Annotated in this window: 10 protein-coding genes and 2 pseudogenes; 9 read left to right on the forward strand and 3 right to left on the reverse strand. The window is 38.3% G+C overall.

The window, feature by feature from the left end; translation table 11 throughout:
• The first annotated feature begins 105 nt into the window (after positions 1–105).
• The 9 genes and pseudogenes from HZ311_RS10350 to rsiV all read left to right on the forward strand — a co-directional run bounded on the left by HZ311_RS10350 (position 106) and on the right by rsiV (position 12,730).
• Positions 106–1,173, forward strand: a complete 1,068-nt coding sequence (locus HZ311_RS10350) for a DUF916 and DUF3324 domain-containing protein (RefSeq protein WP_023519121.1) — start codon at positions 106–108, stop codon at positions 1,171–1,173.
• Positions 1,174–1,178: 5 nt separating this feature from the next.
• On the forward strand, positions 1,179–4,628 hold the full coding sequence (locus HZ311_RS10355) for a WxL domain-containing protein (protein WP_232092481.1): 3,450 nt from the start codon (positions 1,179–1,181) through the stop codon (positions 4,626–4,628).
• Positions 4,629–4,990: 362 nt separating this feature from the next.
• Positions 4,991–6,520: a cardiolipin synthase gene (gene cls / locus HZ311_RS10360; protein ID WP_010736291.1), complete on the forward strand. Its 1,530-nt coding sequence runs from the start codon at positions 4,991–4,993 to the stop codon at positions 6,518–6,520.
• Between the two features lie 260 nt (positions 6,521–6,780).
• Positions 6,781–8,276: pseudogene (locus tag HZ311_RS10365) on the forward strand (phytoene desaturase family protein).
• A 15-nt stretch (positions 8,277–8,291) separates the two neighbouring features.
• Positions 8,292–9,371 carry a glycosyltransferase family 2 protein gene (locus tag HZ311_RS10370; RefSeq protein ID WP_023519124.1) on the forward strand — a complete coding sequence of 360 codons (1,080 nt, stop codon included), beginning with the start codon at positions 8,292–8,294 and terminating at the stop codon, positions 9,369–9,371.
• Positions 9,372–9,380: 9 nt separating this feature from the next.
• A complete protein-coding gene (locus HZ311_RS10375; protein WP_023519125.1) occupies positions 9,381–9,872 on the forward strand; it encodes a glycosyl-4,4'-diaponeurosporenoate acyltransferase CrtO family protein in 492 nt (163 codons plus the stop codon).
• Between the two features lie 325 nt (positions 9,873–10,197).
• A pseudogene (locus HZ311_RS10385) lies at positions 10,198–10,462 on the forward strand (type II toxin-antitoxin system YafQ family toxin).
• Between the two features lie 870 nt (positions 10,463–11,332).
• Positions 11,333–11,845: an RNA polymerase sigma factor gene (locus tag HZ311_RS10390; RefSeq protein WP_178946812.1), complete on the forward strand. Its 513-nt coding sequence runs from the start codon at positions 11,333–11,335 to the stop codon at positions 11,843–11,845.
• 18 nt (positions 11,846–11,863) lie between these two features.
• Positions 11,864–12,730: an anti-sigma-V factor RsiV gene (gene rsiV / locus HZ311_RS10395; RefSeq protein WP_023519129.1), complete on the forward strand. Its 867-nt coding sequence runs from the start codon at positions 11,864–11,866 to the stop codon at positions 12,728–12,730.
• 149 nt (positions 12,731–12,879) lie between these two features.
• Here rsiV and HZ311_RS10400 read toward each other — a convergent pair whose 3' ends face one another.
• From HZ311_RS10400 to HZ311_RS10410, 3 genes are read right to left on the reverse strand one after another with little or no spacing between them, the layout of a single operon-like run.
• On the reverse strand, positions 12,880–13,119 hold the full coding sequence (locus HZ311_RS10400; RefSeq protein ID WP_010736276.1) for a hypothetical protein: 240 nt from the start codon (positions 13,117–13,119) through the stop codon (positions 12,880–12,882).
• Between the two features lie 16 nt (positions 13,120–13,135).
• On the reverse strand, positions 13,136–13,645 hold the full coding sequence (locus HZ311_RS10405) for a hypothetical protein (protein ID WP_023519130.1): 510 nt from the start codon (positions 13,643–13,645) through the stop codon (positions 13,136–13,138).
• Positions 13,608–14,999: a Y-family DNA polymerase gene (locus HZ311_RS10410; protein WP_071866707.1), complete on the reverse strand. Its 1,392-nt coding sequence runs from the start codon at positions 14,997–14,999 to the stop codon at positions 13,608–13,610. Before HZ311_RS10410 ends, HZ311_RS10405 begins: the two co-directional genes overlap by 38 nt.
• Positions 15,000–15,306: the final 307 nt, after the last annotated feature.

The following is a 15,306-nucleotide window of genomic DNA, read 5'->3' on the forward strand; positions in this document are numbered from 1 at the left end:
AACGAATCATAATCATTAAAAAGCAACCGATTTTTGTTTATAGAAGTGAATGTGGTAGCGTTACAATTTTGTAGCGCTACCTCCTTTAAAGAAGGGGGTAAGTTTATGAAAAAGACAAGTACATATCGAAAAAATAAAATCCAACAAGTGGGGATCGTATTACTCGTCATGATTGTCAGCCTGATGGCTCCCATGTTGGTTGGAGCGGAAGAAGGAACGTTGAATTTTTATGTAACGCCTGAGTTCTCAGAAAATCAAAAATCAGGAAATGATCGTTATTTTCAATTGAATCTTGCACCAGACACGACAGAAAAGCTAACGTTGAAACTACAAAACGCAAACGCAGAAGCCAAAAAAATCAAAATCACCCCACATACTGCTTATACCAACGTGATGGGGGTCGTAGAATACGGACAAGATGCGGAAGAAGCAGATCCAACGCTCAAACATTCGTTGGCTGAGTTGATTGAACAACCAGAAATCATTGAGCTTGCTGGAAATGAAACAAAGACCGTTACGCTTGATTTGAACATGCCTAAAGAAGAATTTGAAGGATTGTTAGCTGGTGGATTACGAGTGTCAGAAGTCAAAGAAGAAGCAACAGAAGAAACGAGTAATGAAGAAGGTGTCGCCATCCAAAATGATTTTGCGTATATCATCGGTGTGGTTGTGAGCAACAAACAAGATGCTGTACAACCGGACTTAGAGTTGTTAGATGTTTTTGCTGACCAACTCAACTATCGCAATGTGATCAGTGCGAATCTACAAAACTTCACCCCGACATTCGTGAATCGCTTAGAAGTCGAAGCTACGGTTCAAAAAGTGGGCGAAGAAGAGATTTTATACCAAGCCAGTCAAGAACAGATGCAAATGGCACCCAATTCCAATTTTAATTTCCCGATTTCTTTAGAAGGTGATCGTTTTCGCAGTGGTGACTACGTATTGAAAATGACGGCACGTTCTGGGGAAGACGAATGGCAATGGGAAAGAACCTTTACGATCGAAGCAGATGAAGCACGAGCATTGAATCGTGCGGATGTTATGGTCGATACGAGTATTAATTGGTGGATGATTGGTTCAATCATGTTACTTGTTTTATTGCTTGGAATAATTCTTTACCTAATCCATAAAAGAAAAAAAGAGCAACCGAATAAGAGTAATGAGAAGGAGTGAATACAATGCCCTCAAGATTAAGAAGAACGATGCTTTTTTTAGGGACGACAATTTTAGTGATACAAACAGTAACTATACCGTTAGGCATGGTCTACGCAGAAACCACGATGGACAATGTGGAACATGAGCCAATGGAACGTCCTGCTATCCAAAACTCCTTAAAAGAACTATCCAGTAATCCTAACTTTTTCTTTTCTCAATCTCAATTGCAAGGAACGATAAAAGTTCCGCTACAAGTGACGTTCTTTTCTGATCAAGAAGTGTCAGAGGCACGAGTGATCTTACCAGAAGAAGCAACGCTTATCCAAGACCAATTGTCGGCAGGGATTTCAATCGAACAAGGAGAGCAGCCTCATGAATGGATCGTTCACTCAAAACATGCGCAAAATACGTTTGTTCTTCCTTTGGTATTTGACAAGATAGGAAACTATGAACTGTCTGTGGAAGAAACGACGACTCAGCTAAAAATCAGTGAGCCAGAAGCAATCAGTGATGAACTTCCAGCTGAAGAAAGTGACTCCCCTGATGATGAGCTAGGCGGACAAAAGGAATCAAAAGAGGGAGAATATATAATAGAAGAAAATCAAGAGGATGATCAGACATCCGAAGAAGTAGATGAGCCTAAGGAAGAAGCTCCGCAGGATCAACAAACAAAGGAGAAAGAGCCTTTCGTAAGTGTTTCTACATGGGAAGAATTTCAAAAAGCCATAAGTAACGATGATGTACAAAAAATTATTTTGGAAAACGACATAGTCAGAAACGCTGGATCGGCAGGAACGATCAACAGAAATATCGAAATTGACGGACAAGGATGGTCGATAGATTTTGCTAATAATACTGCTGGATTCACACTTGGAGCAGTGAGCGTAGAGACGACAATTACTTTAAAAAATATAACAATAACAAAACCAGGAACTACAGCAATTTTTACAGGTACAGCAGCCAACAGTCAAAGATGGACATTAAATTTTGAAAATGTTCATACGGGAAGTGGGAATGTATCTGGTTTAGTTAATGCACCGAATGCAAAGGCAGGATATATAGGTGGCGAAAATACTTATAGGTCGACTATGAATGGGCGTGATGATGCTGTCTTCCGAGTCAATAAATTTTTTGCTCGAAATGGAAGTAAAGTAAGTATGGACCTGCAAGCAAAGTTAGCACAAATTTCAGGCGTATTACCGGTAGTTCAAATTACGGATGAAGACACTACAGTTTCTATTAATACAACTTCAACAAGCTCGGGTAGAAACGGAGGGGTTATTAGATTTGATTCAAATGAATCGCTTATTGAGGTTAACAATGGAGCATCTTTGAAAATAGAAGCCCCTCAAACTAGTGCGCTTCTTTATGATACTGCTACGAATTCAAGAATTTTGGTAGACAATGGCTCTAAAATGGAACTTTACTCTTCTCGTCTTGATGGAAATGATGCAACAGTTAGATTTTATGGGGCTGCAAGCCGAGGTTCTCGATTTGATATAGATAATAATAGTACTGTTATTATTGAGGCTGAAGAAGGAGCTGCTCCGGCAGTAAGATTTCGTGCGGATGGTCAATTCTTTGTAAAAGGAAATAGTAAATTACAAATGTACAATGGTGGAAACGGATCACCTAATAATTCGGCGAATCAAGGTATAGAATTTGCTAATGATGGTGGAGTTTTTGATTTGAGTGGCGTGGGAACAGAAGTAAATATTGTCTCTGATTTTGGACCTGCTATTGGTGGAAACAGTTCGATGGAAATCAATGTTAGGGAAGGAACTAGTTTTACAGCAATTGGAAGATCGAGCACTGCATCAGGTGCAATATTTAATGGTTCAATTAGTAATATAACTATTGATAATCCACTTTTTTTTGATTTTAAAAATACACGTCCAAACGGAGGCAATATATATAGTGTATCGGCATCCTCTATATTTGATTTGAAAAATTCTAATTTTGCAGCATGGACTAATGGTTCTAATTTTGATCTTGAAGCAGAAAAGTATTGGAATATGATTGATTTTGAATTAACGGGAAGCAATTTTAATACTATTAGACAGACTAGCGATCCGGAATCATTTAATACAAGTACTTTTGGACCAGCTGGAATGACTGCATATAGTAGAATTAGTGCAAATAACGCACGTGCTGTTGTAGATGAATTAAGAGTTCCTACCAATGCAGATAAGTCTATTTTTGGTCATGTAAGTATTCCGGAAGGGAGTGACTATAGATCAGCGTTTGAAGGCGAGGTAGAACTAGAGATAGAAATTGAACGACTTACTGGAGAAAAAGAAACACATAGAGCAGTTACTAAAGTAGATAGTATCTATGGTGAAGCAGATAGAGAGGGAATATTTGAAGTAAAATTACCGGAACTTTTAAATGAGGGAGATCGGATTAGCGTTCTATCTGCTTTTCGCGGTGTTGGTGAAGTTGGAGTTCCCAGTTTGCCGGACGATATCAAAATAGATAGTGTTGTCGTCTTTCCAATTATCCCACCAAAACCAGCGGAGTTCCCTGTGAATATCATCGGAAAAACAGCAACACATGTTCAGGGATATGTTGAAAACAAAGAGGTTGAAATAACCGCAACTCATAATGGACAAATCTTTGACACTTCTGATGTAACGGTAGACGACGAGGGTAACTTTATCCTGAATTTATCTGACTTAACTTTAAAAGAAGACGATGAGATTCAGGTCTTTCTAAGAGATGCGGAAGGCTCGGCAGAAGCCGCAGGTGTGATCAATCCGCCAGAAACAAATAACGCACGTGGAAATATTAACCCAGCCGCTGACTTAACATTTCACGATGTAACTTTTGAACCGGCTACGACATTAATCGTTGAGGATGTAGGACCTTTCTCACCGGTAGATCCTTTGGATCCAGAATTAGAAGTGGAACCTGAAAATAAACCAGAATTGCCAGAAGATCAAGGGCAACTAAGCATTGACTTTATTTCGTCCTTCAATTTTGGCTCACAAGCTATTTCTGTTCATGAACAAACCTATTATGCCCAACCTCAACGTTTACTGAACGAAGATGGCACGGTCAATGAAATACAAGAACGACCAAACTTTATCCAAATCAGTGATCGTCGACCGGACAATGAGCGAAGTGGTTGGCAATTATCGGTTACCCAGAATGGACAATTCAGTAATCAAAATGGTCATGAATTGATTGGTTCTGAGATCCAGTTACTCAATCAAGAACTAGTGACAGCTCAAGGCGGAACAGCGCCTGCGCTAAAAGAAGAAACTGGCCAAAAAATCATACCAAATACTAAAAGAATCTTATTACAAGCAGATGAAAAATCTGGAACAGGAACCTGGATCTATCGTTTTGGTAATGCAGAGACAGCTGATAAAAGTGTTGGTTTGTATGTACCGAAAGGAACGAATCCAGAAGCCAAAGAATATTCAACGACACTTACTTGGGAATTGAGTAGTGTTCCAGAAAATCAATAAAAAAAAGAGTTGTGATAGCCAGATACAGCTCCAAAAAATAAGTCAGAAACCGCTAAGATTTTCGGGATTTCTGGCTTATTTTTGCTAACATCCTTTTTTTAATTACATTTACTCAGTTTTAGGGAGTATGAGATGATGAATATTATCTCACTTCTTTCATTTTCTTAAAACTGAGGGAAAAAAGTATTTTTCTATTAGTTGAAAACTTTCTGTAAAAAAGTGCGAAGAAAACGAGAGATTTCTTTACACTAGAGTAACTATAACGTATATAATCTATATAAGGTGTGTTGTCACCATTAACGTTGATTGGCACAGAAAAAAGAAGCAACAAAAAAACGAAGCGAGCGAATATGGAGATAGATATGATAAAGAATAAATTGCAACAATACAAAATATTATTGATATTATTGATTCTTGTAGCTGTTTCGCTGATTATTTTTTTGAATCAAATCATTTATGCGTGGCTGATCGTGGAAATTTTTGCCTTTCTTCTTTGTGGCTATTTAGTGATTTTTGATCAAAGAGAAGCAACCTCTAAAATTGCTTGGATCTTAGCGTTATTATTTTTACCGGTCGTCGGGATCATGCTGTACTATCTGATTGGTCGTGAGCCACGATTACGCAAGTTATCGAAACAGCAACTAGACAATGAACGAAACATACAAGAGACGGTGTCCAAGATCCTTCAGGAACATTCAGAAATCATTCATGCCAAGCACGATCTTTCCAAAGAAATTTTCCATCTTTCCGCAAAGTATCCCACAAAAGACAATCAATTGACATTGTTAAAAGAAGGGACGGATGCTTTTGCTTCATTGTTGCAAGATATCAAACAGGCAACACATCATGTCCATGTTTTCTTCTATATTATAAAAGGGGATGAAACTGGCGAAGAACTAGTTGCTGCTTTGATCGAAAAAGCTCGACAGGGAATCAAAGTACGTTTTATGTATGACAGTGTCGGATCAATTGCTTTCCCGAATCAATTATTAGATACGATGCGAGAAAATGGTGTAGAGGTAAGAACCTATGATCTATTGAATTCACCGTGGCTGAGTAACAAAGCCAATTGGCGCAATCATCGGAAAATCGTTGTGATCGATGGGGAAATTGCACACACTGGTGGTATGAATATCGGGAATGAGTATAGTGGACGCGGGAAAAAGTTTTCTTATTGGCGGGATACGAATGTTCGAATCGAAGGGCCTTCTGTACTCGAGTTGCAGGAATGTTTCGTTTATGATTGGTTATTTCTCGATGAAGGGACGGAAACGATCACTTATTTCATCAATCAGCAAGAGCTGTATTTTCCATTACAAACGGAACAACCAAAAGGTTCGGAAATCGTACAGGTCGTTTACGGAGGGCCGTATGATCAGGAGAGGATCATCAAAGACTCTTTCAATGACTTGATTGGTAAAGCAGTTGATTCGATCAAGATTGCTATGCCTTACTTTATTCCAGATGAAGAAACTCTTGGGGCACTCAGACGAGCAGCTCGCTGTGGGATCAAAGTACAATTGATCATACCGGGAAAAGGCGATCGCGGGATTTCATTTCATGGGACGAACTCGTTTATTGATGAGTTGTTATCGGCAGGAGTTGAAGTGTCGATCTACGATACGACTGCATTTATCCATTGTAAATATATGATCGTTGATGATGTGGTTGCAACGATTGGATCAACTAATTTTGATATTCGCAGTTTTTATCTCAATCATGAACTGTCAATGTTCATTTATGGTCCATCAAAAACGATTGATGAATTGAACGTCCATTTTACAGAAGATTTAGCCCACGCTGAAAAGGTCAAAAAAGACGAATGGCAAGAGCGAAGTGCATGGACGAAAATCAAAGAGAAAATCAGTGGCTTGTTTGTGCCGATACTTTGATAGAAGCAACGGAATCAGCGCATAAGAACGTGCCATTAGCTTAAGACAGAATAGACAAAGCGTTTCATACGTGTTTGTTTCTTCTGTTTTTTCTTTTATCCTTTCTTAGTGTTTTATAACAATACAATGCGCAATAAAATAAGTTTTTTTAGAGATATGCTACTATAGAGATAGATATAAAGTGTTTTTTTACAGTTGGATCTTACGAATTTACATCTGTGAAAATGTGCTTTAAGACTTAGAAAGTAAGAGGTGATTTTGTGAAAAACAAACAGAAATCAGTCATTGTTCTGGGAGGTGGACTTGGTGGTTTGTCTGCAGCAGTTTCCTTAGCCCAAGAAGGATTCGACGTATCGCTATATGAAAAGAACGATCATTTAGGGGGAAATTGAACCGTTTAGAAGCAAATGGGTTTGGCTTTGATCTAGGTCCATCGATTTTGACGATGCCCCAAATTTTTGAAAAACTGTTTCTCACGAGTGGCAAACAGATGGCAGATTACATTCCGATCGAACGGTTAGATTTGCAGTGGCGTTCTTTTTTTCCTGATCACACAACGATTGATCTATACAGTGATTTAACGAAAATGGCCCAAGAAAATCCTTTGCTGACTGAAAAAGATATGAGGGAGTATCAAGATTTCTTAGACTATGCGAAGGAAATTTATGCGGCCACAGAAGTCGGTTATTTTGACAAAGGGCTTGATTCGACAATGGAGATTTTAAAAGAACATGGTGTGATCAAAGCGTTGAAAGGGTTTGATTATTTTTCTTCGATGCATGATGGAATCGCTAAACGTGTGAGTCATCCAAAAATGCAAGATATCTTAGGGTATTTCAGCAAATATGTCGGTTCCTCTCCTTATGATGCGCCAGCGGTTTTAAATATGATGAGTTACATGCAGCATGAGCAAGGAATTTGGTATGTTCCGGGCGGGATGCATAAAATTGCTGAAGGAATCGTCAATCTTGGGAAAGAGCTCGGCGTAGCGTTCCATACTGGCTGTCAGGTTGAAAAACTAAATGTAGTGGATGAACAGATCCGTTCGGCACGACTAGCGGATGGGACGGTGATCGAAGCAGATTATTTTGTTTCGAATATGGAAGTCATCCCAGCTTATGAACAATTATTAGATGAAAAACCAGCGTTTACAGAGAAATTAGAAAAGAAATTTGAACCCGCAAGTTCTGGTTTTGTCTTGCATCTAGGTGTTAATAAAGAATACCCACAATTAGCCCATCATAATTTTTTCTTTTCGAATGCTTCTAAAGAAAACTTTGATCAAAACTTCCATCAGCATCAGTTGCCAGACGACCCAACGATCTATCTTGTGAATGTCAATAAGACTGATCCTTCTCAAACCATCGAAGGACATGAGAACATCAAGATTTTACCGCACATCCCTTATTTACAAGATCAACCATTTACAGAGGCAGAATACGATGCCTTTCGGGAGCGTATCTTGATCAAATTAGAAACGATGGGATTAACGGATTTGAGAAAACATATTGTCTATGAAAATCGTTGGACCCCGGAAGATATCCAAAAAAATTATTTATCCCATCGTGGAGCAATCTATGGGACTGTCTCTGATCGTAAGAAAAATCATGGGTTCAAACATGCAAAACATAGTGAGCGCTATGACAACTTATACTTTGTAGGTGGGACAGTCAATCCAGGTGCAGGTATGCCAATGGTCACTTTGAGTGGGCAACAAGTGAGTGACAAGATTGCTCGAAGAGAAGCGGATGTATAGGAAGGAAGGCTAATTTTGTTACTAATAATGATCGTCCTTTTTGTTGCTTGGCTTTCAGGTTGGTGTATCTTTTATCGACTGCCATTCATCACAAACCTAACCTCTGCAAAACGTTTTGACACAAATGTTTCAATCATTATTCCTGTACGTAACGAAGCAAATACGCTCCCCAAATTGCTACAATCGATCCAAAGGCAAACGATCCAACCACGAGAAATCATCGTCGTGGATGATGATTCCACTGACGGTACAGCAGAAATCGCCAAGAACTTAGATGCAACAGTTTTCTCAAATGATCGTGAGCAGCATGGCAAGGCGGCTGCCTGTTGGTTAGGTGCAACAAAGGCCCAAAGTGAGCATTTCTTATTTTTAGATGCAGATACATTTTTTCAGACAGACAATAGTTTGGAAAGACTGTTGAATGAATACGAAAAAAGAGGGAATAGTGGCTTGCTGTCGCTTCAACCGTTTCATCAAACTGTTCGCTTTTATGAACAGCTCTCGTTTGTTTTCAATGTGGTCATTCTGGTAGGGTTGAATACTTTTTCTGTGCTAGGTGAAAAATTAAAAGCAGCGGGGGCGTTCGGGCCGTGTATCTTATGCTCGAAAACCGATTACTTCCAAGTCGATGGGCATAAAGATATGCCTAGTGGGATCTTAGATGACATGGCTTTAGCCAATCGTTTTCAAAAGGCAGGATTTCCCATCCATTTATATGGTGGGAAAGAGTTGATTGCTTTTCGCATGTATCCTGAAGGTTTCAAGCAATTGATCCAAGGATGGACAAAGGATTTTGCCACAGCTTCTAGAGCAACCAATCCCTTTATTTTGTTAGGAGTCATCCTCTGGATAAGTGGTGGTGTTGGCTCAGTGTTGGCTTTTGGTATGGAACAATGGCCGCTCGCACTGGTCATTTATTGCCTGTATGTGCTCCAATGTATTGTATTTGCCAAACGTGTAGGAAATTTCAAGCCGATTTTCTTGTTCGTTTTTCCGTTCTTTTTTATCTTCTTTCTTTTCTTGTTTTTGTGGTCATTGATCCAAACCTATCTTTTGAAATCAGTGACTTGGAAAGGAAGAAAAATCAAACTTTAGGAGGTTTTTATGCCACTGATCCATTTGACCACTGGAGTATTAGTGATGCTCGACATTCTTGCCTGGTTTATTTTTCATTTGGTTATATCCTTTGGTGTACGTCAAATTTCTGACTCTTTTTTTGAAAGAAAGCGTCGTTGGTTTCGTTCTTTTTCTTTTGAAAAGCAAGGAGTTATTTGGGAGAAAAAATTTCGAATCAAAAAATGGAAAGACAAGCTGCCAGATGGTACTGTGATTGCCAAGAGTGGATTCGATAAATCAAGACTCGGTAAGACTGATTCTGCCGCACTGAAGAAATTCATCATTGAAACACAAAGAGCAGAGCTGACACATTGGCTATTGATTGCGCCAGCGTTCCTTTTCTTTTTGTGGAATCCCAAATGGGCGGGGTGGGTCATGGTTTTTTATGCGCTTCTTGTCAATATCCCATTTATTATGATCCAACGCTATAATCGGCCACGATTGGAACGAGCGTTCATTAGAAGAATGAGGAATAAGTAGGTTCTTAAAACGGATTTATGTTTCTTTTATGTTGTTTATATGTTGAAAAATAGCAGAGGTGATGACATGGAAACGACAAAAAAGAAACCAATCCATATCTCAATTGATGAGGATTTGAAAAAGGATGCTGAGCAATTATTTGCTGAGTTGGGTATGAATATGATAACCGCAATTACAGTTTTTTAAAAACAGTCTGTAACTAAACTGGTACTTCCTTTTAAAATTGAAAGGGAAAATTCGGCTACTTTGCAAGCGAGAAAAGATGCTAAAGATGGCAATATTCATGGTGGATTCAGCTCTGTTGATGAGTTGCTGGAGGACTTAGATGCTTGATATTTTTTATACCTCACAATTCAAGCGAGACTATAAAAAAGCAGGGGAAAGATTTAGCCAAATTAAAAAAGGTGCTATCTCTTTTGCAATGCCAACATAAATTGCCCAAAGTGTATCGTGATCATCATTTGACCGGCAATTATGTGGGATTTAGAGAATGTCATATCAGTCCTGATTGGCTATTAGTATATAAGATTGATAATGATCAATTAATATTGATACTTGCTAGGCTGGGATCTCACAGTGAATTCTTTTAAAGAAGTTGTGAAATAAATGGACAACTCAGAAAAATAAACGAGAAAATCTAAAACTTGTTTTAAAAGTGTTTGGATTCTCTCGTTTATTTTGTTCTAGGAGTTACTAGAGAAATAGTGTAATCGTTTTTTTAGGAAGAAAAAACAAATTTTAGGAGCTTTTTATGCTACTGATTCATTTGATCACTGGAGTGTTAGTGATGCTTGATATTCTTGCCTGGTTTATTTTCCACTTGGGTCTATCCTTTGGAGTACGTCAAATCGCTGACTCTTTTTTTTAAAGATATCATCGTTGGTTTCGTGCCTTTTGAAAAGTGAGGAGTTATTTGGGAGAAAAAATTTCGGATAAAAAATGGAAAGATAAGCTGCCAGATGGTACTGTGATTGCTAAAAACGAATAAATGGTTTTCTAGAAGTGAATACTACATAAACAAGCACCAAAATCCATCGATGAATAATTGTGGGGATTTGGTGCTTTTTAGCGGAGCTTAACACTTTTATCAGAATCTCACAAACTGTCTTTTGTGCAAAGTTAGTGATTCAAAATAAAGTTGATTTTTTTGAAACTTTTCTTAGAAAACGATCGTCTAATTAAGTATAAAAAAAGAAAGCGGAGTGAGCGTATGAAACATGAAAAAAACTATTCATTTTTAACGATAGAACTAATTTTCCTAGTCTTATTGTTCCTGTTTACCAGCCTTTTTTTATGGATGTATTCAATGGATACATTTTCGATCATAGAAGAAAAGCCACAAGAGATAGGGACAAGCGAGTCGACTAGAACGAAAGATACACAACCACGTAAGGAAGCAAACAAGGATTTTATGCGAGAACTGGGTGAAATTTATTATTTGAGATAGGGAGGGATCTAATATTTTTAATCGGATAGCAAAAAAGCAGCGAGTCAGACATTATGAATCTCAGTTAGAACAGCTGATTGAGACACAATATCAAAAAATGTATCGAATCGCTTATAGTTATACACACTGTTCGGAAGATGCACTAGATGTTATCCAAGATAGCTTTCAAAAAGCGCTGATGGATTTCTCAAAGGTAAAGAAGATCGATCATTTTCAAGCTTGGTTTTATAAAATCTTAGTCCGCACAGCAATTGATTATTGGCGCAAGAATAAACGAATGCCTTTGAATTTTGAATTGGAAGACTGTCCAGAACTTGAATTCATCGATTGTCAAAATGATGTTTCTTACATGGAATTACGTGAATTATTGAGCCAAACGCCTAGCCCAGAACGCGAGATTATTATCTTGAAATTTTTTGAAGGATTTACATTGAAAGAAATTGCTCAGATTTTAAATTTAAATGAGAATACAGTGAAAACAAAAATGTATCGCTCACTAGATAATTACAAAGAAATTTTAAAATAAAGGAGAGTGGATAGCGAAATGGGAGGAACAAAGAAAAAAATAAGTATGATGAATCAGGCGTATCGAGCGGGGGAAATTCCTGAACAGCTAGAAGATGAGCTATTCAAGCGTTTTACGATTGCCAAGAAAAAAGTGAAGGTGAAACGACAAGTAAAACATGCTGTTCATATCGGTTTGGGGATCGTCTGCTCTGTACTTATTTTGTTCGCAGGTGTTCAAAATAGAGACTTTCGCGTATGGGCGACAGAAATCCCTGTTCTCGGAGAATTGGTTTCGATCATTACTGGGAAAACCTATTCATTCCAAGAAGAGGAATCGGGTATCAGGATTGCTGTTCCAAAAATAATTGGAAAAGAAGAAATCCATGACCAGTTGAATCGAAAATATCTCGCAGAGGGACAACAAGCTTATGAGGAAGGAGTGAAAGAAATCAAGAAAAACGGGCAACAGATTGATACAACAGGTGGATATCGCATATTGGTCAATGATGAGCGATTTTTAGTGATTGATCGTTCAATCGAACAGACAATTGCAAGTACGCAAACGAACAATCAATTTGACACGTTAGATAAACAAAATGAGGTACTTGTGTCTTTGCCTTTATTATTTAAAAATGATGATTATCTCATTGCTCTTTCAAAGGAAATTGAAGAACAGATGAAAAATCGTATGGAAAAAAATCCAGAATCAACTTATTTTGCTCTAGAGGATAATGGCTCATTTTTATTAAAAAAAGATCCTAGTTTTTATATCAATAAAGAACACCAGCTGGTTATCTTCTTTGATAAATACGAGGTAGCACCTGGTGCTATGGGGACACAAGAATTCGTTATTGATACAAATAAAATCCAATCTTTATTGGCTGACCCAAACTATTTGAACTAAAGCTTTCAGACTTTACGAATAGAATCGTTCTTTGCTGAGAATAGTAGCATCAACCGGTAGAATCTTTTTTACATGTTTACCGGTTGATGCTTTTTAGGTTGAGAGAAATAGCATTCAATAATGGCCGAAGAATCCAATGCTTATCTGAATTACTCAATCGCTTGCTTGACGATTTCTTGCCAAAAATGAAAATATTCCTCTTCTAAATCGATCGAATCAAGTTCATCCCAAGCAATAAAGCCCTCGTTTACATAAAAGCCATCTTCTGTCATCTTTTTTTGAATCTTTCCTCTATAGTTTTCTCCCTTTTTTGTTTGGATCGTAATTTCTTGTTTGGCAATATAAGCAGTGATTATGACAGTTTCGAAATGATTCTTTACCATTGTCATCGGCAACGCCTCCCTTTTAGTCATTTTCCTCTTCAAAAGCTTGATAAAATTCATCTTTGATCAATTGCAACTCAGCTTGTTGGTTTGGCTTGTTCCAATCGATTGATCGGGAAACTTGTTCGTCATATGTCTTGTTGGTACTAAACTCAAACCATTTCATTTCTTGTTTCAAACCAACGTGACGAATGTTCTCCCAGAGAATCTGGTACTGGTCAATCGTCAGATATTCTTCATCACATTCGCCTAAGAAAACGCCCTCGATATTTTCTCTATATCGACCAAATTCATCTTTTGTGTTTAATTGGATGGTCACTTTTTGTCGGTAGAGAAAGGACTGTAATAGTACTTGGTCGATTTCCTCTCTCGTCATTTGCAATTGGGGAGGGAGGTCTTTTAAGGCGACTGCTGCATTTTCTTCGATCCCTTTAACTAGCTCATCCATGGCAAAAGCGGTTCCCCATTTCAAGCCAAAGGGGCGATCACGGTATTCATTGTAATCGAGAAATTCTTTTTTCGTGCGTCGCATGTCCCTCACCTTCAATACCAGCCATTCCGCCAGCATGACCGCCTACAAGCGAACTGCGGGCGATTGCTCGACCACCTTCTAGTAAACTATGTGCATGGACGATTGCTTTAAATCCATATTTTTGTCGAATCTTATCCACGACAAAGTCAATCTTTGCCGCATTGACTTGCTCTTTAGGATCATCGAATAGATTCAATTGCAAGCCAGTCGCATAAACTAAGCGAGAACAGTTGACGCCGATACTTCGGATATCTTGCCGTTGATAATGTCGATCAAAAATCATCAATAGTGCTTCTGCTAAAACATGACTGGCATTGGTCGGCTCGATTTTCATCTGTTGGTGAAACCCAGTTTTTCCTGAAACATCTGTGTAGCCCAAAGAAAAGCCGACCCACAGACTAACTACTTGTGCTTTTGCTTCTTCTCGTCGTAAGCGTGTGCCTACTTGATCTGCCATTTCCTTGATCACGATTTCAATCTCTTCTCGGCGGGTATAGTCCTTATTGAGGATTTGACTATTTCCGATGCTTTTTGATTTAGGGGTGTAGACTTCACCAAGAAAGCTCCGATCGATTCCCCAGGCATGGGCATAAAGTTGTGTACCAATTACCCCCATTGCACTTTTTAAACGATAGTAATCCGCATGTGCAAGCTCATAGATGCTATGGATGTTCATTTTATTTAAACGAATCGCTGTTTTTCGACCGATCCCCCAAAAATCTGTCAGCTGAGGAATCCGCCAAAGTTTTTCAGGGACGTCTTCATAACGCCATTCGGCGATCATGTCTCGGGTATCCTTCGCTTCATTATCCAGAGCTAATTTTGCCAATAGTGGATTATCACCGATACCGATCGTGGTATAGATCCCTGTCTGGTCATAAACGTCTTGACGAATTTTTTTTGCAAGTGTCCGGGCATCAGGAGCATCGAACAAATTCAAACTATTTGTGATATCCAAAAAACTTTCGTCGACCGAATAGACATGATGGTTACTCTCGTCTGCATAGGTTTTATAAATCGCATTGATTTCTTTGTTCTTCTCCATATAATAAGCCATTCGTGGTGGGGCAATATATAGATCACTGGGATAAGGAAAGGGCAAATCACGCGCACGACTGATATTCGTGATCCCGTAGGCTTTTTTTGCAGCTGGACTAGAGGCAAGGATCAACCCGCTACCACGTTCTTCCCATGAATTTCCGGGGTACGACATAACAACTAGTTTGGTTGTTAAAGGGTCTAAACCAAGTGAGACACATTCAACAGAAGCATAGAACGACTTACAATCAATACATAAAATATCTCTAGAAGGTTCTTTATGATAGTCAAATACAGGATTTTGATTTTTAAACATAACAGTCACCTCTTCTACATGATTAGAACACACGTTCGCGTTTTTTGTCAACGAAAAAATCAATAGGAACTTTAAAAAAACATCGGTCTTCTAAAGGATCATTAGCATAAAGAGAAAAAGATTTGAAAAAGTAGTTGACTTATTTCAGAAAGAAATCTATACTTAAACCAATCTTAAATCAGTTTGGAGCGATTTCTTATGAAAATCACATTGAATTCACAACTGAATACGTATTACTTTAGCTATTTTAGATAGGTTTGTATTCATGACATTCATGGGTGCAAACACAACGTTTGTATCTATGATG

This window comes from Enterococcus mundtii, from assembly GCF_013394305.1.
In the GTDB taxonomy this organism is placed as follows: Bacteria; Bacillota; Bacilli; order Lactobacillales; family Enterococcaceae; genus Enterococcus_B; species Enterococcus_B pernyi.

Bases quoted from the DNA above. Each gene is read 5' to 3' on its own strand.
- HZ311_RS10350 (WP_023519121.1), top strand. From the start codon at position 106: ATGAAAAAGACAAGTACATATCGAAAAAATAAAATCCAACAAGTGGGG.
- HZ311_RS10355 (WP_232092481.1), top strand. From the start codon at position 1,179: ATGCCCTCAAGATTAAGAAGAACGATGCTTTTTTTAGGGACGACAATT.
- cls (WP_010736291.1), top strand. From the start codon at position 4,991: ATGATAAAGAATAAATTGCAACAATACAAAATATTATTGATATTATTG.
- HZ311_RS10375 (WP_023519125.1), top strand. From the start codon at position 9,381: ATGCCACTGATCCATTTGACCACTGGAGTATTAGTGATGCTCGACATT.
- rsiV (WP_023519129.1), top strand. From the start codon at position 11,864: ATGGGAGGAACAAAGAAAAAAATAAGTATGATGAATCAGGCGTATCGA.
- HZ311_RS10400 (WP_010736276.1), bottom strand. From the start codon at position 13,119: ATGACAATGGTAAAGAATCATTTCGAAACTGTCATAATCACTGCTTAT.
- HZ311_RS10405 (WP_023519130.1), bottom strand. From the start codon at position 13,645: ATGCGACGCACGAAAAAAGAATTTCTCGATTACAATGAATACCGTGAT.
- HZ311_RS10410 (WP_071866707.1), bottom strand. From the start codon at position 14,999: ATGTTTAAAAATCAAAATCCTGTATTTGACTATCATAAAGAACCTTCT.